The sequence below is a fragment of the Acinetobacter sp. WU_MDCI_Abxe161 genome (assembly GCF_025514355.1).
Classification (GTDB): domain Bacteria; phylum Pseudomonadota; class Gammaproteobacteria; order Pseudomonadales; family Moraxellaceae; genus Acinetobacter; species Acinetobacter pittii_E.
The window spans coordinates 164,161-189,171 of the sequence record NZ_JAHPTU010000006.1 but is presented as its reverse complement, the minus strand read 5'-3'; the positions used below and the strand labels follow the sequence as shown (position 1 = coordinate 189,171).

At 40.6% G+C, this 25,011-nt stretch carries 22 protein-coding genes and 1 pseudogene; 14 read left to right on the top strand and 9 right to left on the bottom strand.

The features are described 5' to 3' along the window. Positions 1 to 27: 27 nt before the first annotated feature. The 11 genes and pseudogenes from hutC to KTI78_RS09175 all read left to right on the top strand — a co-directional run bounded on the left by hutC (position 28) and on the right by KTI78_RS09175 (position 13,224). Positions 28 to 780: a histidine utilization repressor gene (hutC, locus tag KTI78_RS09225; protein ID WP_199985820.1), complete on the top strand. Its 753-nt coding sequence runs from the start codon at positions 28 to 30 to the stop codon at positions 778 to 780. Next, positions 777 to 1,352 carry a HutD family protein gene (locus tag KTI78_RS09220; RefSeq protein WP_262445875.1) on the top strand — a complete coding sequence of 192 codons (576 nt, stop codon included), beginning with the start codon at positions 777 to 779 and terminating at the stop codon, positions 1,350 to 1,352. Before hutC ends, KTI78_RS09220 begins: the two co-directional genes overlap by 4 nt. 260 nt (positions 1,353 to 1,612) lie before the next feature. Continuing rightward, complete coding sequence (gene hutU, locus KTI78_RS09215) at positions 1,613 to 3,280, top strand: urocanate hydratase (RefSeq protein WP_239976878.1); 1,668 nt, start codon at positions 1,613 to 1,615, stop codon at positions 3,278 to 3,280. 87 nt (positions 3,281 to 3,367) lie between these two features. Then, positions 3,368 to 4,906, top strand: coding sequence for a histidine ammonia-lyase (gene hutH, locus KTI78_RS09210; protein WP_000421598.1), 1,539 nt, complete (start codon positions 3,368 to 3,370; stop codon positions 4,904 to 4,906). Positions 4,907 to 4,970: 64 nt separating this feature from the next. Further along, a complete protein-coding gene (locus tag KTI78_RS09205; protein ID WP_016142696.1) occupies positions 4,971 to 6,383 on the top strand; it encodes an amino acid permease in 1,413 nt (470 codons plus the stop codon). Positions 6,384 to 6,434: 51 nt separating this feature from the next. After that, on the top strand, positions 6,435 to 7,640 hold the full coding sequence (hutI, locus tag KTI78_RS09200) for an imidazolonepropionase (protein WP_262445874.1): 1,206 nt from the start codon (positions 6,435 to 6,437) through the stop codon (positions 7,638 to 7,640). A 10-nt stretch (positions 7,641 to 7,650) separates the two neighbouring features. Then, the gene (gene hutG, locus KTI78_RS09195) at positions 7,651 to 8,571 is read left to right on the top strand and encodes a formimidoylglutamase (RefSeq protein ID WP_262445873.1); all 921 of its coding nucleotides are present in this window, start codon (positions 7,651 to 7,653) and stop codon (positions 8,569 to 8,571) included. Between the two features lie 252 nt (positions 8,572 to 8,823). Next, complete coding sequence (locus tag KTI78_RS09190; protein WP_262445872.1) at positions 8,824 to 10,650, top strand: DUF885 domain-containing protein; 1,827 nt, start codon at positions 8,824 to 8,826, stop codon at positions 10,648 to 10,650. Between the two features lie 104 nt (positions 10,651 to 10,754). Further along, complete coding sequence (locus tag KTI78_RS09185) at positions 10,755 to 11,393, top strand: HAD family hydrolase (protein ID WP_262445871.1); 639 nt, start codon at positions 10,755 to 10,757, stop codon at positions 11,391 to 11,393. A gap of 23 nt (positions 11,394 to 11,416) precedes the next feature. Next, positions 11,417 to 12,217 (top strand): glutamate racemase, encoded by an 801-nt coding sequence (gene murI / locus KTI78_RS09180; protein WP_262445870.1) that lies wholly within the window; start codon positions 11,417 to 11,419, stop codon positions 12,215 to 12,217. 712 nt (positions 12,218 to 12,929) lie between these two features. Then, a pseudogene (locus KTI78_RS09175) lies at positions 12,930 to 13,224 on the top strand (hypothetical protein). A 204-nt stretch (positions 13,225 to 13,428) separates the two neighbouring features. Here the strand turns inward: KTI78_RS09175 and glmS are convergent. The 8 genes from glmS to KTI78_RS09135 all read right to left on the bottom strand — a co-directional run bounded on the left by glmS (position 13,429) and on the right by KTI78_RS09135 (position 21,691). Beyond that, complete coding sequence (gene glmS, locus KTI78_RS09170) at positions 13,429 to 15,267, bottom strand: glutamine--fructose-6-phosphate transaminase (isomerizing) (RefSeq protein WP_262445869.1); 1,839 nt, start codon at positions 15,265 to 15,267, stop codon at positions 13,429 to 13,431. Positions 15,268 to 15,279: 12 nt separating this feature from the next. After that, positions 15,280 to 16,644 (bottom strand): bifunctional UDP-N-acetylglucosamine diphosphorylase/glucosamine-1-phosphate N-acetyltransferase GlmU, encoded by a 1,365-nt coding sequence (gene glmU / locus KTI78_RS09165; protein WP_224992211.1) that lies wholly within the window; start codon positions 16,642 to 16,644, stop codon positions 15,280 to 15,282. Between the two features lie 16 nt (positions 16,645 to 16,660). Next, on the bottom strand, positions 16,661 to 17,176 hold the full coding sequence (locus tag KTI78_RS09160; RefSeq protein ID WP_016143831.1) for a phosphatidylglycerophosphatase A: 516 nt from the start codon (positions 17,174 to 17,176) through the stop codon (positions 16,661 to 16,663). Next, entirely contained in the window at positions 17,154 to 18,071 is a 918-nt protein-coding gene (thiL, locus tag KTI78_RS09155) for a thiamine-phosphate kinase (RefSeq protein ID WP_262445868.1), read from the bottom strand. The genes KTI78_RS09160 and thiL overlap by 23 nt, the downstream gene beginning before the upstream one ends. Positions 18,072 to 18,087: 16 nt before the next feature. Further along, positions 18,088 to 18,537 carry a transcription antitermination factor NusB gene (gene nusB / locus KTI78_RS09150; RefSeq protein ID WP_032054550.1) on the bottom strand — a complete coding sequence of 150 codons (450 nt, stop codon included), beginning with the start codon at positions 18,535 to 18,537 and terminating at the stop codon, positions 18,088 to 18,090. 3 nt (positions 18,538 to 18,540) lie between these two features. Continuing rightward, complete coding sequence (gene ribE, locus KTI78_RS09145) at positions 18,541 to 19,011, bottom strand: 6,7-dimethyl-8-ribityllumazine synthase (RefSeq protein WP_002119264.1); 471 nt, start codon at positions 19,009 to 19,011, stop codon at positions 18,541 to 18,543. Positions 19,012 to 19,022: 11 nt separating this feature from the next. Continuing rightward, positions 19,023 to 20,144: a bifunctional 3,4-dihydroxy-2-butanone-4-phosphate synthase/GTP cyclohydrolase II gene (gene ribBA / locus KTI78_RS09140; RefSeq protein WP_002119278.1), complete on the bottom strand. Its 1,122-nt coding sequence runs from the start codon at positions 20,142 to 20,144 to the stop codon at positions 19,023 to 19,025. 239 nt (positions 20,145 to 20,383) lie between these two features. Further along, on the bottom strand, positions 20,384 to 21,691 hold the full coding sequence (locus KTI78_RS09135) for a hypothetical protein (protein WP_080648611.1): 1,308 nt from the start codon (positions 21,689 to 21,691) through the stop codon (positions 20,384 to 20,386). Positions 21,692 to 21,750: 59 nt separating this feature from the next. On the opposite strand from KTI78_RS09135, the gene serB reads away from it, so the two are divergent. The 3 genes from serB to KTI78_RS09120 all read left to right on the top strand — a co-directional run bounded on the left by serB (position 21,751) and on the right by KTI78_RS09120 (position 24,451). After that, a complete protein-coding gene (serB, locus tag KTI78_RS09130) occupies positions 21,751 to 22,974 on the top strand; it encodes a phosphoserine phosphatase SerB (RefSeq protein WP_005078729.1) in 1,224 nt (407 codons plus the stop codon). A gap of 409 nt (positions 22,975 to 23,383) precedes the next feature. Continuing rightward, positions 23,384 to 23,719, top strand: a complete 336-nt coding sequence (gene aciT / locus KTI78_RS09125) for a ciprofloxacin tolerance protein AciT (RefSeq protein WP_002119105.1) — start codon at positions 23,384 to 23,386, stop codon at positions 23,717 to 23,719. A gap of 252 nt (positions 23,720 to 23,971) precedes the next feature. Then, a complete protein-coding gene (locus tag KTI78_RS09120; protein ID WP_025470417.1) occupies positions 23,972 to 24,451 on the top strand; it encodes an SCP-2 sterol transfer family protein in 480 nt (159 codons plus the stop codon). 44 nt (positions 24,452 to 24,495) lie between these two features. Here KTI78_RS09120 and dtd read toward each other — a convergent pair whose 3' ends face one another. Next, positions 24,496 to 24,939: a D-aminoacyl-tRNA deacylase gene (gene dtd / locus KTI78_RS09115; protein ID WP_262445867.1), complete on the bottom strand. Its 444-nt coding sequence runs from the start codon at positions 24,937 to 24,939 to the stop codon at positions 24,496 to 24,498. Positions 24,940 to 25,011 lie beyond the last annotated feature (72 nt).

Genomic DNA, 25,011 nt, shown 5'->3' with positions numbered 1-25,011 from the left:
TGCCTGCCGCCTTTTTGAGTATTTGTTATGCCCAGAACATCAAAACAAGAACATGCTGAGCTTTCGATTGAAGCTGATAGTCCAGTTCCTTTATATCAACGCGTCAAACAGCTCATTTCACAAAAAATTTATGAAGGATCGTGGGCTGTAAATAAAAAAATTCCTTCGGAAAGTGAACTCGTTAATCAACTTGGCTGTAGCCGTATGACGGTAAACCGTGCGCTACGTGAGCTAACGACTGAGGGCTTGCTTGTGCGAATTCAGGGCGTTGGTTCTTTCGTAGCTGAAGGACAGGGCCGTACTGCACTTTTTCAGATTAATAATATCGCCGATGAGATTATTGCACGAAACCATAAGCACCATGCTGAAGTTTTAGTTTTAGAACAAATTTATGCAAATGCAGAGCAAAGCGTGTTAATGCAGACTCGCGAAGGACAAAGATTATTTCACTCGATTATTGTGCATTATGAAAATGATGTACCTGTTCAGGTCGAAGATCGTTTAGTCGATGCAGCACTGATTCCAGATTATCTACAACAAGATTTTAAAACGATTACGCCTAATGCTTACCTCATGGCAAAAGCGCCTGTGACAGAAGGCGAGCATATTGTCGAGGCCGTTTTAGCATCTGCTCAAGAGTGCAAGTGGTTGAAGATCACCAAAGCTGAACCATGTTTACTCATCCGTCGCCGTACATGGTCAAATAAACAACTCATTTCAAGTGCACGTTTGATCTATCCGGGCAGCCGCTATTATCTCGAAGGGAAATTTAATCCATGATTGAATTGATCAGGGCCGATCAATATACAAAAATGCTTTGGAAAAATGGTGCGGGTTTCACTTTAGAAATTGCCAGAAGCCAAGGTGAGGCTGACTTCGATTGGCGCATTTCAATGGCAGATGTAACTACTTCCGGGCCATTTTCGCTATTTCTAAATAAGCAGCGCATTATTAGCGTACTCGATGGACAGGGCATGGTATTACATGTCGATGATCTTCCTGCCAAGACGCTGAACCAAGGTGATATTTTTGCTTTTCATGGTGAGAGTCAGATCCAAAGTGAACTGGTAGACGGTGCAATTCGAGATTTAAATTTAATTTATGATCCGGCAAAGTTTTATGCTCGTTTTCAGTGGTTGAATGAGGCAGCGGAGCAGGCATTTATAAGCTCGGCAGACCTGATTTTTATTTTTAATCAGGGTGGTGAAACGGAAGTGAACGTTGATGAGCATTCCGTTCAGCTTGCTGCTCATGAGACGCTAAAAATTGAGAAAAATGCTAGTGTCACATCAATCAATTTTCCAAAAAAACAGCACAAAAGTTGCTATATCATTGAGTTAATTCAACGTTAAAAAGATATAGTTTACTGATTAAAAAGCACATGTCTTGTTAGAAGATATGTGCTTTTTTTATGTCAGATATAAAAATAAATTATTTTAATTCATGAGCTTATTCAATTTTTTTAAAAAAATACGAGCAAGCCTCTTCACGCCGAAAAATATTTGTGTAGTATATAAATGTATATACAAGTTAATACATTACTATACAAATGCAGAAACAAATGATGTTCTGCTGATGTAAGCTCAAAGGAAGGAGTCCGACTGTGACAACAATGACAACAAAATTTCGTGATGTAGAAATTCGTGCGCCACGCGGCACTGAATTGACGGCTAAAAGTTGGTTAACTGAAGCTCCATTACGTATGTTGATGAATAACCTTGATCCGGACGTTGCAGAAAACCCGAAAGAGTTGGTTGTATACGGTGGTATTGGCCGTGCAGCACGAAACTGGGAATGTTTCGACAAAATTGTAGATACTTTAAAAAATCTTGAAACTGATGAAACTTTATTAGTTCAATCAGGCAAACCAGTAGGTGTATTTAAAACTCATAAAGATGCACCTCGTGTTTTAATTGCAAACTCAAACCTTGTACCGCACTGGGCAAACTGGGAACACTTCAACGAGTTAGACGCAAAAGCACTTGCAATGTACGGTCAAATGACAGCAGGTTCATGGATCTACATTGGTAGCCAAGGCATTGTACAAGGTACTTATGAAACTTTCGTTGAAGCAGGCCGCCAACACTACAACGGTGACTTAAAAGGTCGTTGGGTACTTACTGCCGGTTTAGGTGGTATGGGTGGTGCTCAGCCTTTAGCTGCAACACTTGCAGGTGCATGTTCTTTAAACATTGAATGCCAACAAGCAAGTATCGATTTCCGTTTACGTACCCGTTATGTAGACGAACAAGCAACTGATTTAGATGACGCTTTAGCGCGTATTGACCGCTATACAAAAGAAGGTAAAGCAATTTCAATTGCGCTTCATGGTAACGCTGCTGAAATTTTACCTGAGCTTGTTCGCCGTGGTGTACGTCCAGACATGGTGACCGACCAAACAAGTGCACACGATCCACTCAATGGCTATTTACCAGTAGGTTGGACTTGGGATGAATATCGTGAACGTGCAAAAACTGAACCAGAAACTGTTGTAAAAGCTGCAAAACAGTCGATGGCTAAGCATGTACAAGCGATGCTCGATTTCCAAAAAATGGGTGTGCCAACATTTGACTATGGCAACAACATTCGTCAAATGGCGAAAGATGAAGGCGTAGCAAACGCTTTTGATTTCCCAGGTTTCGTACCTGCATACATCCGTCCATTGTTCTGCCGTGGTATTGGTCCATTCCGTTGGGCAGCGTTGTCTGGCGACCCAGAAGATATTTATAAAACAGATGCCAAAGTTAAAGAGTTAATTCCTGATGATGAGCATTTACATCACTGGTTAGACATGGCTCGTGAACGCATTAGCTTCCAAGGCTTACCAGCGCGTATTTGCTGGGTAGGTTTAGGCTTACGTGCAAAACTTGGTTTGGCATTTAACGAAATGGTTCGTAGCGGTGAATTATCAGCTCCAGTTGTGATTGGTCGTGACCATTTAGACTCAGGTTCAGTTGCGAGCCCAAACCGTGAAACTGAAGCAATGCAAGACGGATCTGATGCAGTATCAGACTGGCCTTTATTAAACGCATTGTTAAATACAGCGGGCGGCGCAACTTGGGTGTCTTTACATCATGGTGGCGGTGTAGGTATGGGCTTCTCTCAACACTCAGGCGTTGTGATTGTATGTGATGGTACAGATGAAGCTGCTGCACGTATTGCTCGTGTACTGACCAATGACCCTGCAACAGGTGTTATGCGTCATGCTGATGCAGGTTATGAAATTGCGATTAACTGTGCGAAAGAGCAAGGCCTACACTTGCCAATGATCACGCAATAAAAATACACGGAAGAACTGGCGGTGCTTTTTGCAATTGTGAAAAGCACCGTCTCAGCAGAATATAGTGCAAAAAATTAGGAAGCCAACATGGAATTATTGATCCAACCGGGAAAACTGACCTTAGCCGATTTACGTCAAGCGTACCTCAACCCGATCAAAGTTAAATTAGATGAAAGTGCTTCATCTGCAATTAATGCAAGCGTGGCTTGCGTTGAGAAAATTGTAAATGAAGGACGTACAGCTTATGGTATTAATACGGGCTTTGGCTTACTTGCTTCAACCAAAATTGCTCCTGAAGATTTAGAAAAGTTACAACGTTCATTGGTTCTTTCGCATGCCGCAGGTGTTGGTGAAGCACTTGATGATGCAATGGTTCGTCTAATCATTCTATTGAAAGCAAATAGCTTGGCGCGTGGTTTCTCTGGTATTCGTCGTAAAGTGATTGATGCGTTGTTGGCTTTAATTAATGCCGAAGTTTACCCACACATTCCACTGAAAGGTTCAGTAGGGGCTTCAGGTGACTTGGCACCACTTGCACACATGTCTTTAGTGTTACTTGGTGAAGGTAAAGCGCGTTATAAGGGTGAATGGTTACCAGCAGTTGAAGCTTTAAAAGTTGCAGGTTTAGAACCGATTTCTTTAGCAGCTAAAGAAGGTTTAGCACTTTTAAACGGTACACAAGTTTCAACCGCTTATGCTTTACGTGGCTTATTTGAAGCTGAAGATTTATTTGCAGCTGCAACGGTTTGTGGTGGCTTAAGCGTTGAAGCAATGCTGGGTTCACGTGCACCATTCGATGCGCGCATTCACGAAGTGCGTGGCCAACGCGGTCAAATTGATGTAGCTGCGGCTTATCGTGATCTACTAACAGACTCGAGTGAAATTGCACATTCACACGAAGACTGTAGCAAAGTTCAAGACCCATACTCTTTACGTTGCCAACCACAGGTGATGGGTGCATGTCTAACTCAAATCCGTCAAGCTGCTGAAGTTTTAGAAATTGAAGCAAATGCGGTATCGGATAACCCGCTTGTTTTTGCTGAACAAGGTGATGTGATTTCTGGTGGTAACTTCCATGCAGAACCTGTAGCAATGGCGGCAGATAATTTAGCATTGGCAATTGCAGAAATTGGTTCACTGTCTGAACGTCGTATTTCAATGATGATGGACCGTCACATGTCACAGCTTCCACCGTTCTTGGTGGCAAATGGTGGTGTGAACTCAGGCTTTATGATTGCTCAAGTGACCGCTGCTGCGCTTGCGAGTGACAACAAGGCACTTGCACATCCTGCAAGTGTTGATAGCTTGCCAACTTCAGCGAATCAGGAAGACCATGTATCAATGGCACCGAATGCGGGTAAACGTCTTTGGTATATGGCTGACAACGTCCGTGGCATTTTAGCTGTTGAATGGTTAGGCGCTTGTCAGGGTCTAGACTTCCGTGAAGGCTTAAAAAGCTCGCCTAAACTTGAACAAGCTCGTAAAATCTTGCGCGCTCAAGTGCCTTACTACAGTGAAGACCGTTTCTTTGCTCCTGATATTGAGCAAGCAAGTGAATTACTCTCAAGCGGCTGCCTAAACGAGTTAATTATTCCAAAACTACTCCCTAGTTTATCTGAAGTGTGATTGATAAAACGGTCACATGGAGTGGCCGAATCTAACTAAATATCCTCAAGGATTGGAGATTATAATGTCACAAAACTCCACACTACAGCGGGGTTTAAACACCCGCCATATTCGTTTCTTGGCATTGGGCTCAGCAATTGGAACTGGGCTTTTCTATGGTTCGGCAACTGCCATTAAAATGGCAGGGCCTTCAGTTTTACTTGCGTATATCGTTGCAGGGATTGCAATTTATATCGTTATGCGCGCATTGGGTGAAATGGCTGTCCATAATCCCGTCTCTGGCTCATTCAGCCACTATGCATCACAGTACATTGGTCCTTTGGCTGGTTTTACGACAGGCTGGACTTATGTCTTTGAAATGGTGATTGTTGCGATTGCCGATGTGACTGCTTTTGGTATTTATATGGGGTTTTGGTATCCCGATGTACCACGGTGGATCTGGATTTTATCCCTGATTATGTTCTTGGGTGCAATTAACCTGATTCACGTTAAAGTCTTCGGTGAACTCGAGTTTTGGCTTTCTATTGTCAAGGTGAGTGCGATTGTTGCCATGATTTTAGGTGGAATAGGCTTAATGTTCTACGGCTTCCATGCTGACCATAGCAGTGTGGTACCGGGTATACAAAATTTATGGATTTATGATGGCTTTATGCCGCATGGGATTGCAGGCTTAGTTGCATGTTTATCTGTAGTGGTATTTGCGTTCGGTGGTATCGAAATTATTGGTATTACAGCCGGTGAGTCACAAGACCCGAAAACAACTTTGCCAAAAGCAATTAATGCAGTTCCAGTACGTATTTTACTTTTCTATGTACTGACCATTTTTGTTTTGATGTCGATTTTCCCATGGAATCAAATTGGTAGCCAAGGTAGTCCATTTGTACAAATTTTTGAAAATCTAGGCATTCCATCTGCTGCGCATATTTTAAATATGGTGGTGGTGACCGCCGCGATCTCGGCAATTAATAGTGATGTGTTTGGTGCTGGCCGTATGCTTTATGGTATGGCAAATCGTGGTCAAGCGCCTCGAGTTTTTCAGAAGTTATCACGTAATGGCGTGCCATGGATGACCGTAGTGGTTATGGCTGGTGTGCTATTAATTGGTGTCGTACTGAATTACCTGATTCCTGAAAATGTATTCATGATCATTGCGTCGATTGCAACTTTCGCAACCGTTTGGGTGTGGCTCATGATTTTACTTTCGCAAGTCGCAATGCGCCGTAAGTTATCTACTGCGGAAATTAAGGCACTGGATTTCCCTGTATGGGGTTGGCCATATGCACCTGCATTTGCGATTGGTTTTATGGCGTTCATCTTAGTCATGATGGGGTATTTCCCAGATTCACGTCCTGCAATTTATGTAGGAATCACTTGGCTTGCTCTGTTAACAATTGCTTATCGCATTTGGGTAAAGCCAGAGCAAAGCTTGGGAAAGGAAAGTAATCCTATCCAGCAAAATGTTGAGATAGAAAGCTAACAAATGAACTGCCCAATGGTTGAACTATTGGGCAGTTTTGAGGAAGGGCTAATGAAAAAACTTTGGCAAAATTGCCACATTGCGACCATGCAAAATGGGCAATATTCATACATTGAAGATGCTGCAATTGTCACAGAAGGGCATCTCATTCACTGGATTGGAAAACAACAACAACTTCCTACCGATACTTATTCCGAAACAGTTGACTTAAAAGGCGCTTGGGTAACCCCAGGGTTTATCGACTGCCATACGCATAGTGTATTTGGTGGCAACCGTAGTGTTGAGTTTGAAAAGCGCTTACAAGGCGTGAGCTATGCTGAAATTGCAGCAAGCGGTGGCGGTATTGCCAGTACTGTTCGTGCAACGCGTGAAGCAAGCGAAGAACAACTATTAAATTCAGCACTTAAACGTATTCGCTGTATGCAGCAAGATGGTGTAACCACCATTGAGATTAAGTCTGGTTACGGACTCAACTACGAAAACGAGCGCAAAATGCTGCGTGTGATCCGTCAAATTGGTGAAGCTTTACCAATGACGGTCAAAAGCACCTGTTTAGCTGCTCATGCTTTACCGCCAGAATACAAAGATCAAAGCGATGCTTATATCGAGCATATTTGTACAGAAATGCTGCCTAAACTGCATGCTGAAGGTTTGGTCGATGCTGTAGATGCATTCTGCGAGCATTTGGCCTTTTCACCAGCTCAGGTCGAACGTGTTTTTAAAACGGCACAATCATTGGGGCTACCCGTTAAGCTTCATGCTGAGCAGCTCTCATCGCTAGGTGGTTCAAGCTTGGCAGCACGTTATCATGCGTTGTCAGCTGACCATTTAGAGTACATGACCGAAGATGATGTCAAAGCCATGGCAGAGTCGGGTACGGTTGCAGTGTTACTACCGGGCGCCTTTTATTTATTACGTGAAACACAATATCCACCGATTGAAAGTCTGATTAAACATGGCGTGCGTATTGCGCTGTCGAGTGATTTAAACCCGGGTACATCTCCAGCACTTTCTTTACGTTTAATGCTCAATATGGGCAGCACACTTTTCCGCTTAACGCCTGAGCAAGCATTAGCTGGTGTCACCATTCATGCGGCACAAGCACTTGGTTTAGAACAAACGCACGGCAGTCTAGAGCAGGGCAAAGTCGCTGACTTTGTGGCTTGGGATATTGAGCATCCATCTGAAATTGTTTACTGGCTGGGCGGAGATTTGCCTAAGCGAGTCGTTCAGCATGGACAAGAAGTTATTTTTTAAACGGTGTCACATGAATCACACATTTAAATGGCAAGGCCGCCATGATGGCGAGGGTGAAGCACACCAACGTATTCACCATATTATGAATAAAACTCAACATGCCGAATTTGCCCTGATTGGTTTTAGCTCTGATGAGGGCGTGAAGCGTAACAAAGGCCGAGTCGGTGCTGCCGATGCGCCAGATGCAATTCGCACACAACTTGCTAATTTACCGATTCATCGTCCAGTCAGTATTGTCGATTTGGGTACGGTCACTTGTGAATATGGCAATTTAGAGCAAGCCCAAACAGAGTTAGCTGAGCAAGTCGCAAATAGCCTGCAAAATGATTTAAAACCGATTGTATTAGGCGGTGGACATGAGGTTGCATTTGGCAGCTTTAGCGGCCTGTTCCAATATATACAAGCCCACGCACCAGATAAAAAAATAGGCATTATTAATTTCGATGCCCATTTTGATTTGCGTGAAGCAGAGCATGCCACTTCTGGAACACCTTTTTTACAAGCAGCGCGACTTTCCGAACAGCATCAAAAACAATTTAATTATTTATGTATTGGGGTCGCTAACCATGCCAATACTAAAGTTTTGTTTGATACAGCCGATGCTCTGAATTGCTCATATTTGCGCGATCATGAGGTTAATATTTTTAACCTAAATAATGTGCTTGCAGCGGTTGATGCTTTTATTGAAAAAGTGGACGGTTTGTACGTTACGATTGATTTAGATGTATTTACTGCCGCGGTTGCACCCGGAGTAAGTGCACCTGCTGTCAAAGGAATTGATTTAACGACTTTTGAAGCGATTTTTAAGCATATTCAAGAGACTGGCAAAATCAAACTTTTAGATATTGCTGAATGCAATCCAAAATTTGATTTGGACAATAGAACTGCAAAGTTGGCTGCCTATATTGTTTATCAATATTTGTTTTCTTGAGAAACAATTTTTAATGTAGAAATTCAAAAGTGCACTGAGATCGCTCATGTGCACTTTTTTTAAGTGTCTGATACATTAAAGTCAGATACGGAATATAGATAGCAACTATAAATAATATAATTAAAAATAAAATTAATTTATAAAATCATTGAGTTAAAAAATACTCGATTTTTACACCATTTTATATGCTGCTTGGCACGTAATTTGTTTTGTCTTTATTTTAACCTTTGTTAAACATTTCTGGATAATTAAATGAAAAACAGAACCTTACATTTGGCTTGTATCAGTGTTTTATTTTGGATGTCTCATTCCACTAATGCTACAACCCCCGAAATTAATTCTAATACCATCAAAAAATCACAAGCTAAACAAAACAGTGATGTCTCTGTTCGGGTGAAAGCTTTAAACCAGCTTTTACAAGAGCAGTGGGAATATACTTTGAAAAATAATCCTGAAACTGCAACTGTTTTAGGCGATTTGCGCTATAACAATCGGTGGACTGAGCTTTCAAAAAATCAGATCGAGAAAGATAAAAAAACTACTCAAAATTTTTTAAAACGTTTTGAAGCAATTGATAGCACAGGGTTTTCAGCAACTGATCAATTAAATAAAGATTTAATGGTTTATCAATTAAAAGAGTCACTTAAAAATTACGATTTGAAACTCTATGAGATGCCTTTCAACCAAATGTGGGGACTACATTTACAATTTCCGGGATTTATTAGTTCGATTCCATTTAATAATACGAAGCAATATCAAGACTATATTGCTCGTTTAAAACAAATCCCTCTTATTCTTGATCAAGGTATTCAGTTAGCAAAACAAGGACAAAAAGATGGCTTGATGCCACCCAAGTATTTAATTGAAAAAGTGGCAAAGCAGATTAATAGTATTGCAGCTCCAGCAGGGAAAGACAGTGTTTTTGCTTCACCATTAAAGCAATTTCCAAAAAATATTTCGAAAGCAGAACAAGAGCGTTTAAGCCGTGAAGTGCTACAGGTCATAGATCAGAATGTTCGCCCTGCATATCAAAAACTCGGGACATTTATTCAGAAAGATTACTTACCCTATGGACGACAACACGAGGGTATATGGAGCTTGCCAAATGGTGACGAGCTCTATCGCTTTTATGTAGAAAACAATACGACAACCTCGGAAAGCCGTGAAACTATTCATCAATTGGGATTAAAAGAAGTTGCTCGTATTGAAGCGGAAATGCTGAAAATTGCCAAAGCACAAGGTTTCAATGACTTAAAAAGTTTCCAACAATCTTTAAAAACAAATCCTGCGGTTTTCCCAAAATCTCGTGAAGAAATTTTAGAGATTTATCGCGGGTATATTGCCCAAATGCAACCAGAGTTGCCGAAGCTGTTTGGTTTATTACCCAAAAATAAAGTCGAAGTTTTACCTGTAGAGCAATATCGAGAAAAAGAAGCGGCAGGTGCGGAGTATCACCAAGGAACACCTGATGGTTCACGCCCCGGACAAGTGTATGTAAATACTGGCGACTTCTCTGAGCGTTCAAAAATATCAATGGAAGCGACCGCCTACCATGAGGCGATTCCGGGGCATCATATGCAGATTGATATTGCCCAAAACCTACCAAATTTACCGATGTTCCGAAAGCAACCCAACCACACCGCCTATATTGAAGGATGGGCACTTTACGCAGAGCAATTGGGTAAAGATGTTGGTTTCTATAAAGACCCGCTTTCAGACTATGGAAGACTCTCAAGCGAGTTATTTCGTGCGTGTCGTCTAGTGGTTGACACTGGCGTACATTATAAAAAGTGGACCCGCCAGCAAATGATTGATTTTATGAGAGAACACTCTGCTTTAGATGAGCCTGATATTCAGGCAGAGACAGACCGATATATTGCTATTCCTGCCCAAGCATTAGCTTATAAGATGGGCCAGTTAAAAATTTTAGAGCTGCGGGAGCTCGCAAAACATGAGCTTGGAGACCGTTTTGATATCAAAGCATTCCATGACATGGTTTTAAATGCAGGAACATTGCCTTTAAATATTCTGGATGCACGTATTAAAAATTGGATTAAGGAACAAAAAGCAGCAACTTAAAATAAAATTCGAAATTTAGGTCAGGTCCTCGTTGGGCCTGATTTAAAAACGGATAGAAAACAGAATATAATTATAAAAAATATATTTTATTTCAGAACTTTAAAATGGAAAAATCTTTAAAAGAATACCAAGCTATTATTTTTGATATGGACGGTACTTTAGTCGACTCCTTTAGCTTCTTTTTAGGTACTTTAAATCAGCTTGCCAAGAAGCATAAATTTCAATCAGTAAAGCTACATGAAGTAGAGCAGTACAAACATCTTTCACCAAAAGAAATTATGAAAGAGATGAAAGTCTCCAGATGGAAACTGCCTTGGATTGCCAAAGATTTCATTCGTTTAATGAAAGAAAGAGACCAAGAAGTTTACATGTTTGAAGGCATGAGGGATCACTTAATTGAACTACATAATCGGGGATATACGCTCGCAATTATTACTTCAAACTCTAAAGAAAACTGTCAAAGTATTCTTGGTACAGAACTATGTGAACTTTTTAGCCATATTGATGGTGGCTCGTCTATATTTGGCAAAGCTAAACGAATTAAGCGCGTTCTCAATATTCTGAATTTAAATAAAGAGCAGGCCATTTATGTCGGTGACCAAACCACTGATGGCGAAGCTGCACATAAGGCAGGCATTGATTTTGCTGCGGTAGGTTGGGGTTATACATCGGCTGAAAAATTAAAAACCATTCAGCCCAAAGTCGTGCTCACAGACTTGGCAACCATGAAAGAATTTTTCTAAATACATGAAATACAGGACCAACCATGAATAACAATAACAACCCGATTGGAATGATTGACTCTGGTTTAGGCGGGTTATCTCTCTTTAAGCATATTCGGCAGGCTCTTCCGAATGAAGACATTATCTATTTCGCCGACTCGAAATATGTCCCGTATGGCGACAAAGAAAGCGACTGGATTGTTTCACGAACCACGCATTTAATTTCGAACTTAGTTGCTCATGGCAAATGCAAAGCGATCGTGGTTGCTTGTAACACCATGACCGCTGTAGCGATTGAAACGATTAGAGCGCAAATTAATGTGCCACTGATTGCGATAGAACCAGCCGTAAAACCAGCTGTAGCAATCACACAAAGTAAGCATATTGCGGTTTTGGCGACTGCAACCACGGTGAAGGGCAAAAACTTAAAAAGTTTAATTGAAATGTATGCGCAAGATATTAAAGTGTCTTTAGTACCTTGTATTGGCTTAGCCGAAAAAATCGAAATGGGCAAAGCACATACCGCGGAAGTTAAAGATTATTTAAAAAATATTTTGGCGCCGTTAGTTGAGCAAAAAGTCGATACGATTATTTTAGGCTGTACGCACTATCCATTTGTCTCAAATACGATTCAGGAAATTGTTGGTCGTGATATTCAAATTATTGAGCCTTCGGAAGCTGTGACAGCGCAATTAATTCGGCAGCTCAATCAATATCATTTAAATTCTGAAAGTCCAAATGAGGGAAATCATATTATTTGGACCAGTTCAGAGCCGTTAGAAGTTGCGGACGTGACTTTTTCTTTGTTAGGTACGCGATTACCCGTAAAAGCTATAGAAAAGTAAACTCTAGAAAAGATGATAAGAGGTATATGCTTATCATCTTATATATTTATGTAAACTGTTAAATTAAAATTAATGATAAATCTATTTTATTTACTAAATATATATAACCAAATTTTATATTTTAAATTTAATTAAAAGTCATGAATATAATAACAAGGATAATATTATTCAAAAATTAATTAAATTATTATATTTAAACTTTTTCACTAAAATAAATTGACGTTCTTTATTATACCGATTAATATTTCGTTGCTGGCCTACATTGCCAGACGGTTTTGACAGACCGTACTTAGCAAATGGGTTATACTTCCTTAGTATTTCCCATGTGGAACCTTTGTGCCCCCTTTTTCTCTATGGTAGGGCGGAAGGGGGACGCGTTCGCGCGTGCTGGTCGCTAAGTCTAGTCTGTCAACCCTCTTTCGTTCTGCCACCCTAATCAATTGACGGTGATTTGGTGGTAGGACTCCATTTTTAAGGAGTTGGCCATGCCATTATTCAAACTCATTTTCTCTCTCATTTAACTATTTTATTTATTTAAAATTTTGGTTTTCTATATCCATATTTTTTAAATTTATAAATTATTTTTATTTTAAAATTTTATTTATTTTATTATCCTATTTTTATGGGAGGATTAATTATTATTTAAAATACTATTTTAATATTTAGACAAATCATATTTTTATTTAAAGATATAAATAATCATGAGAATAATATGAAACTTCATAAATTTATATTAGTTTTAAACCTTATGGTTGGTGCTTACAGTATTACAAATGATGATGCCAATGCTCAGCAGGAATTTGAAAAAATTTGTTTATCAGGTGAAAAAATGCAAGCCAGTTGCAATTGTATTTGCCAACAGCTTGAACAAATTTATTCACCTCAAACTGTGCAACATTTAAAACACACCAGTTTGCAAAGCCCTGATCTCCCACAGGACTTTGCTCCTAATTTGTTCAGTATTATTCGACGTTGTGACAAAAATGAAATGGGCTAAGTTCGCTTAGCTCCTTTATCTCTGTGTCGCAATGATCTCTCAAACTTTAAATCAGCGCAAAAGTAAAAAGTCCGTTGTGACACGGGGGCCTAGGGGAGTGTTCTTTATGTTCTGGTATGAACGCAATAAAAAAGCCCGATAGGCAATTAATGCATATCGGGCTTAATCAATCAGTTATTAAAGCAGGGGATGCCTTAATAATGATCTTTTTGAATTACTCTACAGTTACTGACTTCGCCAAGTTACGCGGCTGGTCAACGTCTGTACCACGTAAAACAGCAACGTGATAAGACAATAACTGAACTGGTACGCTATAAACAATTGGAGCTAACCATTCGTTTACTGCTGGAATTTGTACAACGTGTTGACGCTCTTTTTCGACTACGCCACTATTTTCATCAGCGAAAACAAATAATTCACCACCACGTGCCTGAACTTCTTCCATATTTGATTTGAGCTTATCAAGCATTTCATCATTTGGCGCAAGAATGACGATTGGCATTTCGCTATCAACAAGTGCCAATGGGCCGTGTTTTAACTCGCCAGCCGCATAGCCTTCAGCATGAATATATGAAATTTCTTTCAGCTTTAATGCGCCTTCTAATGCGATTGGATAATTCGTACCACGGCCTAAGAATAAGCAGTGATTTTTTTCAACGAATAATTCTGACAAACGCAAAATTTCTGGGTCATTCTTAAGCGTATCAAGAATAACTTTCGGGCTGTGCCACAATTCACGTGTAATTTCTTCAAGAAGAGCAGGGCTAATACGTTGTTTCACTTGACCAATTTTCAAGATTAACAACATAAGCGCAGCGAGCTGAGTCGTGAACGCTTTAGTTGAAGCAACACCAATCTCAGGACCAGCAAGCGTCAATAAGTGGTGATCAGTTTCACGAACCATTGAAGACGTAGCAACGTTACAGATAGTCAAAGTCTGAATATCGATATTGTTTGCTTTCGCACGCTTTTGAGTTTCACGTAGTGCCGCTAAAGTATCGGCAGTTTCACCTGACTGTGAAATACAGATATAAAGTGTATTTTCAACAATTACAGGGGTGCGATAGCGGAATTCACTCGCGATTTCAACTTGGCAAGGCACGCCAATCAGTTGTTCAAACCAATATTTCGCAATCATTCCTGAGTGGTAACTTGTACCACAAGCAATGATTTGTACACTTTGAATTTTGTTGAAATCTGCATCAGCATTTTTCAAGAAATCATCACGTAAGCTATTGCCATCAAGCGCTTGAGAAATCGTTTGCTTGATTGCTTCTGGTTGCTCATAAATTTCTTTGAGCATGTAGTGCTTGTATTCACCTTTTGATGCACTGCTTACGGTTGCATCAAGCTCTCGCACTGGGCGTTCAACGCGTTCGCCATTTGCAAATACTTCAATTGAAGTACGAGTAAGACGTGCAATATCGCCTTCTTCTAGGTACATAAAGCGGTTAGTCACCGGTAAAAGTGCAAGTTGGTCTGAACTAATAAAGTTTTCACCAATACCTACACCAATCACGAGTGGTGAACCTTCACGTACAGTAATCAGTTCATCTGGATAATCGCTATGGATAATACCTAACGCATAGGCACCTTTAAGCTGCGGTACAACAGTTTCGACAGCTTCTAAAAGGCTATCTGTGCTTTTTAGTGCTTCAGCAACTAAGTGTGCAACAACTTCAGTATCTGTTTGAGAAGTAAAAACGTAACCTAAAGCTTGAAGGTCGTCTTTTAATTCTTGGTAGTTTTCAATAATACCGTTATGTACAACAGCCACCTTACCAGACATATGCGGGTGGGCATTATTTTCAGTTGGTTTACCGTGCGTTGCCCAACGTGTATGTGCAATCCCGATAGCCCCTGTAAGCTGGTGTTCAGCAACAGCATCTGCAAGGTTAATAACTTTACCTACACGACGCTCACGTAAAATTTGTTGATTATTTAGTAAAGCTACACCCGCAGAATCATAACCGCGGTATTCAAGACGTTTTAAACCTTCAATTAAAATCTCGGTTACACAACGTTCTGCAACGCCTCCGACGATACCACACATACTTCAATCCTCTTATTTTTTAACCTTTTGGGGACGTTGATAATTTGCTTTTGAAATTTGTTGCGCACGTTCAAAGGAGAGACTTTGTTCGGCTACATCTTTCGTAATCACAGAACCCGCACCAACTGTAGCGCCATTCCCAATGGTTACCGGAGCAACCAGCGAGCTATTAGAACCGATAAAAACGGCATCGCCAATAGTGGTTTTGTGTTTATTTGCACCGTCATAATTACAAGTAATCGTACCTGCCCCAATGTTTGATTCAGCACCGATTTCTGCATCACCTAAATAGGTGAAATGGTTAGCTTTACTACCCAATCCAATCGTTGTGTTTTTAACTTCCACAAAATTGCCAATATGTACTTCATTTGCCAATTTAGCGCCTGGGCGTAAGCGTGCAAATGGTCCAATTTGAGCATTTTCACCGACAACAGCACCATCAAAAACGCTATAAGCCTGAACTTTAGTGCCTGCTGCAATTTTGGTGTTCTTTAAGATACAACCAGCGCCGATTTCGACAAAATCACCAAGCTCACAGTCGCCTTCAATAATCACATTGACGTCAATACGAACGTCATGTCCAACTTTCACTGAACCGCGTAAGTCAAAGCGTGCAGGGTCTGCAAAAGTTACGCCTTGTTGCATAAGCTCTTTTGCTTGCTGTTGTTGGAACTCACGTTCAAGTGCAGCAAGTTGCAAACGGTCATTGACGCCTTCAACTTCAAATGCGAGTTCTGGTTGAATAGATGCGATTTCTAGTCCATCTGCAACAGCCATTGCCACGATGTCGGTTAGGTAATATTCGCCTTGCGCATTTTCATTTGAAAGTTTAGGCAACCACTCATGAAGTTTTGCATTGCTAACACAGTAAATACCTGTGTTGATTTCTTGAATCTGGCGCTGAGCTTCTGTTGCATCTTTATGCTCAACAATCGCTTGAATTTTGCCTTCTTGACGAACGATACGACCATAACCTGTTGGATTATCGACATGTAAAGTAATCATGCCAATACCCGTTTTACTTGATTCTTCAACAAGTTGCTCGAGCGTTGTTTGACGTACTAAAGGCACATCACCATAAAGAATTAATGAAATACCGTCTTTAGGAAGTACGGGTAAGGTCATTTGTACTGCATGGCCTGTACCTAATTGTTCTGCTTGTTCAACCCATTCAATATTTTCTTGTGAAAAAGTTTGTTTGACGTGGTCACCACCATGTCCATAAATCGTAATAATATTTTCTGCGAGTATTTTTTTTGCTGTTTGAATGACATGTCCTAAAAGTGGGCGACCCGCTAAAGGTTGTAGTACTTTAGGAAGCTGAGAACGCATACGCGTTCCTTTACCTGCAGCAAGAATAATGACGGTAGTTGACATGAATAACTCTAATGATTTAACTCAAATGGATAATAATTAGTGTACAAAGAGCAGCCCATACACCGGCAATAATATCGTCAAGCATAATACCAAAACCACCATGCACTTGACGATCAATAACGCGTATAGGCCAAGGTTTCCAAACATCGAAAATCCGAAATAATATAAATCCCCCAATCACCCACATCCAATTCATTTGTTGTAAATAAAGCAGAGGAAGAAAGGTAATAGATTGACCTGCAAACTCATCCCACACAATTCGACCATCATCGTGTACATCTATAACTTTTGCAGTTTGACCACAGATATAAATCCCGACCAATGACATGATGAGGATGGCGATCAAGCTTAAGTTAAAGCCAAGCGATAACCAGATTGGAACGAAGAGTAGGGCAAAGGCAGAGCCAAAAGTACCGGGAGCTTTAGGTGCGAGACCAGATCCGAAACCAACTCCACAGAAAACGATGCAGCGGTTGAACCAAGACATGTCCTTAAAATGAATCGGTGGCTTATGCAAAGTGTTGGTATCCATGAATTTGCAATGGGTAATCTGAACCCAAATGCTCAAAAGTTAGTTGTGTTTTTTCAACGATCTCTCCGATCATTGTAATCTTAATGTCTAGTTGTTTTTGCAAAAGTTTTTCATAATTTTGCGGTGTTATTGTAAAACATAATTCGTAGTCATCGCCACCAGCGAGTGCATATTGCCAACGCTGCTGTTCCGGTAGTTCTTGTAGTGTTGAATCAATCGGTAATTTTTCTAAAAATAATCGGGCACCGACCTTTGAAGCTTTTAAAATATGGCCTAAATCTTGGGCTAATCCATCAGAAATATCAATCATACTAGAAGCTAATCCCTTCAACTGTTGTCCAAGCTGACAACGTGGTGTTGGGTAGTCCAGTCTTTTTTGTAATGGATGACCTAGATGCTGTAAACCATACGCGGCATCACCCACTTGACCGCTCACACAAATATAGTCACCGACTTTGGCACCGGAACGTAACACAGCTTGTCCAGTTTCAATCCAGCCCATGGCTGTGACGGTAATGGTGAGATGAGGACCTTGCGTCGTATCTCCACCAATAAGAGCAACCCCAAATTGATTACAGCAGTCATAAATTCCCTGACTGAATCCTTCAAGCCATTCATGGTCAATAGTAGGAAGACTTAACGCTAGTAAAATACTATGCGGTTTTGCCCCCATTGCTGCAATATCTGAAAGATTGACAGCCACACTTTTCCAGCCAATCGCATGGGCAGAAGTATCAAGAGGGAAGTGACGTCCAGCAACGAGCGTATCTGCACAGATCACCAATTGTTGGTTTGCGGGAGGGGTAATTAAGGCTGAGTCATCTCCAATACCTAAGGTGACATCTGTATAAGATTGTCTGTTAAAGTACTGGTCAATAATAGAAAACTCAGCCATATCAACTTCAAACCTGTTAGTTTGCTTGTTGTTTTTCAGCACTACGTAGTGTTGAACTTAAACGATCTAGAACGCCATTAATATATTTATGGCTATCTGCTCCACCAAAGTGTTTAGCGAGTTCAATAGCTTCATCTAGAACGACACGATAAGGTACTTCTAAATGATCACGTAACTCGTAAGCACCTAAGCGTAATGTTGCTAGCTCTACACCATCAAGTGCACTAAGTTCACGGTCAAGAACCGGAACAAGTAATGCATCAAGATCTTCGTGCTGTGCAATCACTTGTGTTAGCAGTTCGTGATAGTAGTTTAAGTCTACCTTGTGCATTGCATTTTCCGCACGGGTACGTGCTTCGATTTCATGTACAGGGTTGTGACTCATTTGCCACTCATAAATACCTTGTACAGCAAAACGACGTGCTTTACGTTTTGCTGCATAAGCGGCTTGCAGTGTTTGAGACATGCTTTAAATTGCCTTTAATAAATTAACCATTTCAATAGCAGTCAATGCAGCTTCGCTACCTTTGTTTCCTGCTTTTGTACCTGAACGTTCGATGGCTTGCTCGATGCTATCAGTAGTTAATACACCATTGATGACAGGCAAGCTGCTTTCTAACGCGACTACACCTAAACCTTTTGCACACTCACCAGCAACGAAGTCAAAGTGTGGTGTGCTACCACGAATCACTGCGCCAAGTGCGATGATTGCATCAAACTGGTTTGATGTAGCTAATTTTTTAGCAACAATCGGGAGTTCCCATGCGCCAGGAGCATGAATAACAGTAATGTTATCTTCATTTACACCATGACGTTTTAATGTGTCGATTGCACCATCCAATAAGTGTTCAACAACAAAGCTGTTGAAACGACCCACTAAAATCGCATAACGACCTTCGCTTGCGAGATGTAATAAACCTTCAATACGGCGAATTGCCATAGCAACCTCGATTATTTCGTTGTGATTTGATCAGCAGTGACATATTCCACTACTTCTAAATTAAAGCCAGATAAGGCATTGAAACGTAATGGTGAGCTAAGAAGCTTCATTTTTTCAACACCTAAATCACGCAAAATTTGAGCACCGACACCAATGGTTTGATATTGATGTGAAAGTGCTGCATTGGATTTCACCGGTTTTGGCTTATTTAAATCATCCAACGCTGGTCCCAAGTCTTGCAAATGATCTTGTCCGATCCAGACTAAAACACCGCGATCACTCGCTGCAATCGTCTGTAGTGCACGGTCTAAATTCCACGCTGGTTCACCATCCGCTTTATTCAGCTTAAGCAAATCGCGAATTGGACTAAAACCATGTACACGTACTGTTGTAACGCCTTCTTTTGGCTCGCCTTTGACTAAAGCCAAATGAATGTCCGGGTTACCAATCTCACGATAACGATAAAGTTCAAATGAACCATATTCTGTTTGAATGGTTTTTTGATCCAGACGTTCAACCGTTTGCTCATTGGTCATGCGGTAGTGAATCAAGTCCGCAATTGTACCAATTTTTAAGCCATGCTTCTCAGCAAAAATTTCTAAATCTGCACGGCGTGCCATTGTGCCATCTTCATTAATGATTTCACAAATGACAGAAGCTGGTTCCAGACCTGCTAAACGTGCTAAATCACAACCTGCTTCGGTATGGCCTGCACGATGTAAAACACCGCCTGGTTGTGCCATTAATGGGAAAATATGGCCCGGCTGTACAATATCAGTTGGTTTAGCATGCGCTGCAACAGCAGCTTGAATTGTATGTGCACGTTCTGCTGCTGAAATACCCGTTGTAATACCTTCAGCGGCTTCGATTGATAAGGTAAAGTTTGTACTGTGCTGAGCACCGTTTTGGTCAACCATCAACGGAAGGTTTAACTGTTTACAGCGCTCACGGCTAAGCGTTAGGCAAACTAGACCACGTGCATGGGTAATCATGAAGTTAATATCTTCAGGACGAACATGCGTTGCTGCAATGACAAGATCACCTTCATTTTCGCGATCTTCGTCATCCATCAAGATAACCATTTTGCCTGCACGAATATCGGCGACAAGATCTTCAACACGACTCAGCGGCATTCGCTTTCACCTTTTTTTGTCGTAAGACAATTTCTATTTAATAAATTTTGCATAGTTTACGCTGTTTAGATAATTTTGCCTATGATTCTGATTTATCCAAATTTATGAATCCAAAGAATAGATCGAGATTTATTTATACAAATAAATCATAAAAAAATGGAGTGATTTTAAAGAAAAGCTATGAATCTAAATAAAAAAACCTAGCCAAAAGGCTAGGTTATGATGCGCGTAGTTACTTTTTATGAAGCTGCACTACTTGGACTGTCATTTTGTGGGATTGATTTTTTTCCCATTAAAATTTCAGTCCGGATATTTTGAGCAAGTTCAGCACATTCTGCATTCATGCCATTAATCATAAATGCGTGACGTGTCATCACATTGCTTGGGTTTGGCATAGCAACAAGTTGATAGCTGTCTTGAATTGCTTTGAGCTGATCATTCTCAAGATATAAAGCCGACTCTTTCGCATGAAGATGCTGCGCTAAACGTTGAGCAGCTTCTTTTGCATCGATCTGCATGGCTTCTACAGCATTACACGTTGCACTACGAGTTTGCAGCGCAAAGCGTTTATCTTCACGGTAACGTTTATATAAAACGTCTGAAAGTAATTGGAAGACAGTTCCAATCATGAGCAGACACTCTACAGCGTGGGCATGCGAAGTTGAAATCGCAAGTGTTGCACCGTCGGCATTAAACTCATCTACCACTTCAATATCTGTTAGCTTTAATTGGTAATGCTTAACGCACAGCTCAATACTCTTGTTTAAGAAGAGCTGGCAGAGTTTAAAGTACGGAACAGAAACCGATTGGTTAACGCTGCTTAATAACTGTTTAGGGTCATAGAACTGGATATTAAGTGCCAGAGTATGTTGATCAGTTGAATCTGAAGTTTTCTCAGTTTGTTGGCGGACTGCTGGTTTAGCTTTCGCTTGTTGCTGAGCTTGTGCAACCAATGTCACCGTATTTTGTTTTTCTAGAGCCAATGCTTGAGTTAACTGCTGAATTTCATGCTTCAAGCGGTTTTCTTCATTAATGCGTGCCAAATATTCGCTACGGGTTGGACGAGCAATCGCGCGATAGGCAAGCCATAGTAAAACATGCAAAAACAGAGAAGCTAAAATTGCAAGCCATTGAGTACGAAGAATTTCTCCAATACTTGGCTGAATCAACGTAACCTCGATAGAGCCCACTTTCTTTTCATTTTGAAGGGCATCACGAGCAAAAATCTCGCCTTGGCGGGTTTTTGAAATTCCGCTCGTTGCTAGAACCTGTTTGTTAGCATCAAGAATGCGAATAGACGCAACGCTTGGATTGGTCGCATAGCGATTGGCAATCAGAGCTAAAGACACCGTATTGGCAGGTTCAAGCTCAGATAAGCTGTCTGCAACGAGCTGGCTGGTCATGAGCTGACCTTGACTCGCACGGTTTTCATTAAGCTGGTGTGTCGTTGCAATGACCAATAAAAAGGTATGCAATGCAAAACTAACGATCAGTAGGCTAGCAAATAGCCCTTGTCTAGGCGCAATCAAGTTAAACTTCCAAGGCAATTATATTGAAATTCGATTATGATTCTTACAATAGTTGTCACTCAGACTAGAGTCAATTCATGCGAGAAATCATTCTTATATCCTTTTTAGGACCGGACCAACCAAACCAGTTTACCCGATTAATGCAAGTACTATCCGTACATTCATTGCAAATACTGGATGTAGGTCAGGCTGTTATTCATAATCAACTTACATTAGGCATTGTGGTCGCTTCTGATAATGAAACTGCGACCGCATTGGCAATGAAAGAGATTCTGATTTTAGCACATGATATTGGCTTAACAGTGCGCTTTAAACCAATCACGGGCGCAGAATACGATCAATGGGTAAGCGAAGGCGGCCGTACTCGTTATATCGTCACGGCTTTAGCGCCAGAACTCACTGCTGCACATTTACAAGCGGTTACACAAATTGTGTCTAGCCAAGGCTTTAACATCGAAACGGTAACGCGTTTATCAGGTCGTGTCGACTTTGAAAAGGATAGCGCATTCCCACGTCGTGCATGTGTACAGTTTGGTTTAAGTAGTGGCCCAACTTTAGATGCACAAGCTATGCGTGCTGCATGTTTACTTCTTTCAAGCGAATTAAATATTGATGTTGCTGTTCAAGAAGACAACGCTTATCGACGCAATCGCCGTTTAGTGTGTTTTGATATGGACTCAACCTTAATTGAGCAAGAAGTGATTGATGAATTGGCGATTGAAGCTGGGGTAGGCGCTCAAGTTGCTGAAATTACTGAAAGAGCGATGCAAGGTGAGCTTGATTTTCAGCAAAGTTTCCGCGCACGTGTCGCATTATTAAAAGGGCTTGATGCCGCTGTTTTACCTAAAATTGCAGAGCGTTTAACCATTACCGAAGGTGCAGAACGCCTGATCTCGACTTTAAAAGCACTTGGGTATAAAACGGCAATTTTATCTGGTGGATTCCAGTATTTTGCTGAATATTTACAAGGCAAACTGGGTATTGATGAAGTTCATGCCAATATCTTAGATGTGCAAGACGGTTTCGTAACAGGTGAAGTGAAAGGTGCGATTGTTGATGGTGCCCGTAAAGCTGAGCTATTACGCGAGCTTGCGAATAAAATGGGTATTTCTCTAGAGCAAGCGATGGCAGTAGGCGATGGCGCAAACGACTTACCAATGCTTGCTATTGCGGGCCTAGGCGTTGCTTATCGTGCAAAACCATTAGTACGTCAAAATGCAAATCAAGCGATTTCAAGTGTGGGTTTAGACGGTGTGCTGTATTTACTCGGTATGCATGATAAAGATTTAAATCGTGCTTAACCTATATGGATAAGCTTTAAGCGCTACTTCAGAGTAGCGCTTTTTTTATGCAGAATAGTCATAAAAACAAGCAAGTTATGTCAAAATTTTGCACAGAAAAAAGGCAATAAAAAAATCTGAAAAAAACTTATTTTGGCCCTTAAAAACATCATATTTTATTGTAATGACACGCCAGAATTGATGCCATATAGGGAATCGATCTTTTTGAATTTTACAAAAATGTAATGACAAAAGAATGTTGCGACAAAGTATGTCGCATTAAGAAAAAACGGGTCTTTTTTTCTAAAAAAAAACATACATAATGCATCCTAAGCTTCAACACAAATCATGAATTAAAGTTGTTTTTGGAATGAGGTCGGGTATCAAAGACCGAATGTTTTTAGACGTTTTCATTAAGACGGAGGTTTCTATGGTAACAGCGAATTTTGCCGCTATCGCCGGATTCAGCTTAATTGCTGTCGCGCTTGTTGCTGTTTTCTTTTCTCCTTACCGTCGTTGGCTTGGTTTTATGCTTGCAGGGATGTTCTTTTGGGGGCTATTGGAAGTGGTCCGTTTTGGAGTTCAAGTCACTTTTGAGATGCCAGTCACATATAGTTATTTAACTGCACTAAGTCTAGCGATGGTAATGGTTACATTTATTTTGTTACGTGAGGATAAACAAGCACAAAAGGCTTTGGCAAATCGCCAATATATAGAACACACGCCAGTATATGAAGATGATCAGCAGCAATGTTCTAGCCGATAATTAAATTGTTATCTAAAGGTAAAAAGGCATGCACAGCATGCCTTTTTCATTTACGAAACGTGATTTTTATTATACAAAGCATTTATTAAAAAATAGCCAGTTATGCTACGATAGATGTGTCTGTTGACGTTTCATCTAGATTGCGTTGCCAGCTAAAAAATTATCAATTGAGGCATAAAACATAAGCAATGGTATGGCCTTGCTCAGTTTTGCTCTAAAGTTTTCATAAAAATACAATAGGCGTGAATGTTCATGAAACTTTCTTCTATACCTGTAGTCAAGTTACCTCTCGTTGATGTCAGTACAGACCCGTTAGATTTATTGGTAGCAGGTTTAGTGCTGCGTATGAAGCAGTTGGCACGTACTAGCCCTAAGTTTATTGAACTGATTCATGACCGCGCTTTTCGTATTCAGATCGGTACAGATTTAGGTGTTGCACGTCAGATCATTATTAATAATGGCCAGATTGACACGGTTGCAGGCGCACCTGAAAAGGCTGATTTTATTTTGCAATTTGCAGACAGTGAGCAAGGTGTAAAAACTTTGATCAAAGGTGACCCAACAGCATTTATGACGGGGATGCAAGAAGGCAGTATTAAAATGGAAGGTGACTTCAGCCTATTGGTATGGTTTAACCAAGTTGCTAAGCTCATTCCACCTAAGTTACCAAAACCAGTAAAAGATAAAGTACGTCAGGCGCGTGCTTTTATTAAAGAGAAAACTGGTCGCTAATATCCAGCTATAAAAAACTCCCGTTTTGGGAGTTTTTTTTATATTTATGCTTCAACTTCCAGATTGAATGTCACTGGACCATCATTTATTAAATGTACTTTCATGTCAGCAGCAAATATTCCAGTTTGAACTTTTTCAAATTGAGAATGCGCATATTCAACCAATTGCTCATATAACGCTTTTGCGCCGCTAGGTGGCATTGCTGGGCCAAAGTCTGGACGTAAACCCTTTTGTGTTTGTGCCATCAAGGTAAATTGTGACACAAGCAGGATTCCACCATTTGCTTGAGATACATTCCAGCCCATTTTGCCTTGCTCATCATCAAAGATTCGATATTTCAAAATCTTATCAATAAGCTTTTGGCCAACAGCCAAAGTATCATCTCGGCCAATGCCTAAAAACACCAGTAGGCCGTGTTGGATTTCGCCTGTAGTTTCACCGTCTACGACCACTTTGGCTTCAAGAACTCGTTGTATTAAAGCGCGCATAGTTAAAGCAAATTTCTGCAATTAATTGAATTGGTTTAGTTTAGCAGAATTTAAATTAAATGATTTTTAAAA

Excerpts from the sequence above, each read along its gene's own strand:
- KTI78_RS09120 (WP_025470417.1), top strand. The coding sequence starts at position 23,972 with ATGAAACTTTCTTCTATACCTGTAGTCAAGTTACCTCTCGTTGATGTC.
- ribE (WP_002119264.1), bottom strand. The coding sequence starts at position 19,011 with ATGGCAATTCGCCGTATTGAAGGTTTATTACATCTCGCAAGCGAAGGT.
- glmU (WP_224992211.1), bottom strand. The coding sequence starts at position 16,644 with ATGTCAACTACCGTCATTATTCTTGCTGCAGGTAAAGGAACGCGTATG.
- ribBA (WP_002119278.1), bottom strand. The coding sequence starts at position 20,144 with ATGCCGCTGAGTCGTGTTGAAGATCTTGTCGCCGATATTCGTGCAGGC.
- thiL (WP_262445868.1), bottom strand. The coding sequence starts at position 18,071 with ATGGCTGAGTTTTCTATTATTGACCAGTACTTTAACAGACAATCTTAT.
- glmS (WP_262445869.1), bottom strand. The coding sequence starts at position 15,267 with ATGTGTGGTATCGTCGGAGGCGTTGCAGAACGTTGTGTAACCGAGATT.
- hutG (WP_262445873.1), top strand. The coding sequence starts at position 7,651 with ATGAATCACACATTTAAATGGCAAGGCCGCCATGATGGCGAGGGTGAA.
- KTI78_RS09185 (WP_262445871.1), top strand. The coding sequence starts at position 10,755 with ATGGAAAAATCTTTAAAAGAATACCAAGCTATTATTTTTGATATGGAC.
- hutC (WP_199985820.1), top strand. The coding sequence starts at position 28 with ATGCCCAGAACATCAAAACAAGAACATGCTGAGCTTTCGATTGAAGCT.
- KTI78_RS09190 (WP_262445872.1), top strand. The coding sequence starts at position 8,824 with ATGAAAAACAGAACCTTACATTTGGCTTGTATCAGTGTTTTATTTTGG.
- hutU (WP_239976878.1), top strand. The coding sequence starts at position 1,613 with ATGACAACAAAATTTCGTGATGTAGAAATTCGTGCGCCACGCGGCACT.
- hutI (WP_262445874.1), top strand. The coding sequence starts at position 6,435 with ATGAAAAAACTTTGGCAAAATTGCCACATTGCGACCATGCAAAATGGG.
- nusB (WP_032054550.1), bottom strand. The coding sequence starts at position 18,537 with ATGTCTCAAACACTGCAAGCCGCTTATGCAGCAAAACGTAAAGCACGT.
- KTI78_RS09205 (WP_016142696.1), top strand. The coding sequence starts at position 4,971 with ATGTCACAAAACTCCACACTACAGCGGGGTTTAAACACCCGCCATATT.
- aciT (WP_002119105.1), top strand. The coding sequence starts at position 23,384 with ATGGTAACAGCGAATTTTGCCGCTATCGCCGGATTCAGCTTAATTGCT.
- KTI78_RS09160 (WP_016143831.1), bottom strand. The coding sequence starts at position 17,176 with ATGGATACCAACACTTTGCATAAGCCACCGATTCATTTTAAGGACATG.
- KTI78_RS09220 (WP_262445875.1), top strand. The coding sequence starts at position 777 with ATGATTGAATTGATCAGGGCCGATCAATATACAAAAATGCTTTGGAAA.
- murI (WP_262445870.1), top strand. The coding sequence starts at position 11,417 with ATGAATAACAATAACAACCCGATTGGAATGATTGACTCTGGTTTAGGC.
- serB (WP_005078729.1), top strand. The coding sequence starts at position 21,751 with ATGCGAGAAATCATTCTTATATCCTTTTTAGGACCGGACCAACCAAAC.
- hutH (WP_000421598.1), top strand. The coding sequence starts at position 3,368 with ATGGAATTATTGATCCAACCGGGAAAACTGACCTTAGCCGATTTACGT.
- dtd (WP_262445867.1), bottom strand. The coding sequence starts at position 24,939 with ATGCGCGCTTTAATACAACGAGTTCTTGAAGCCAAAGTGGTCGTAGAC.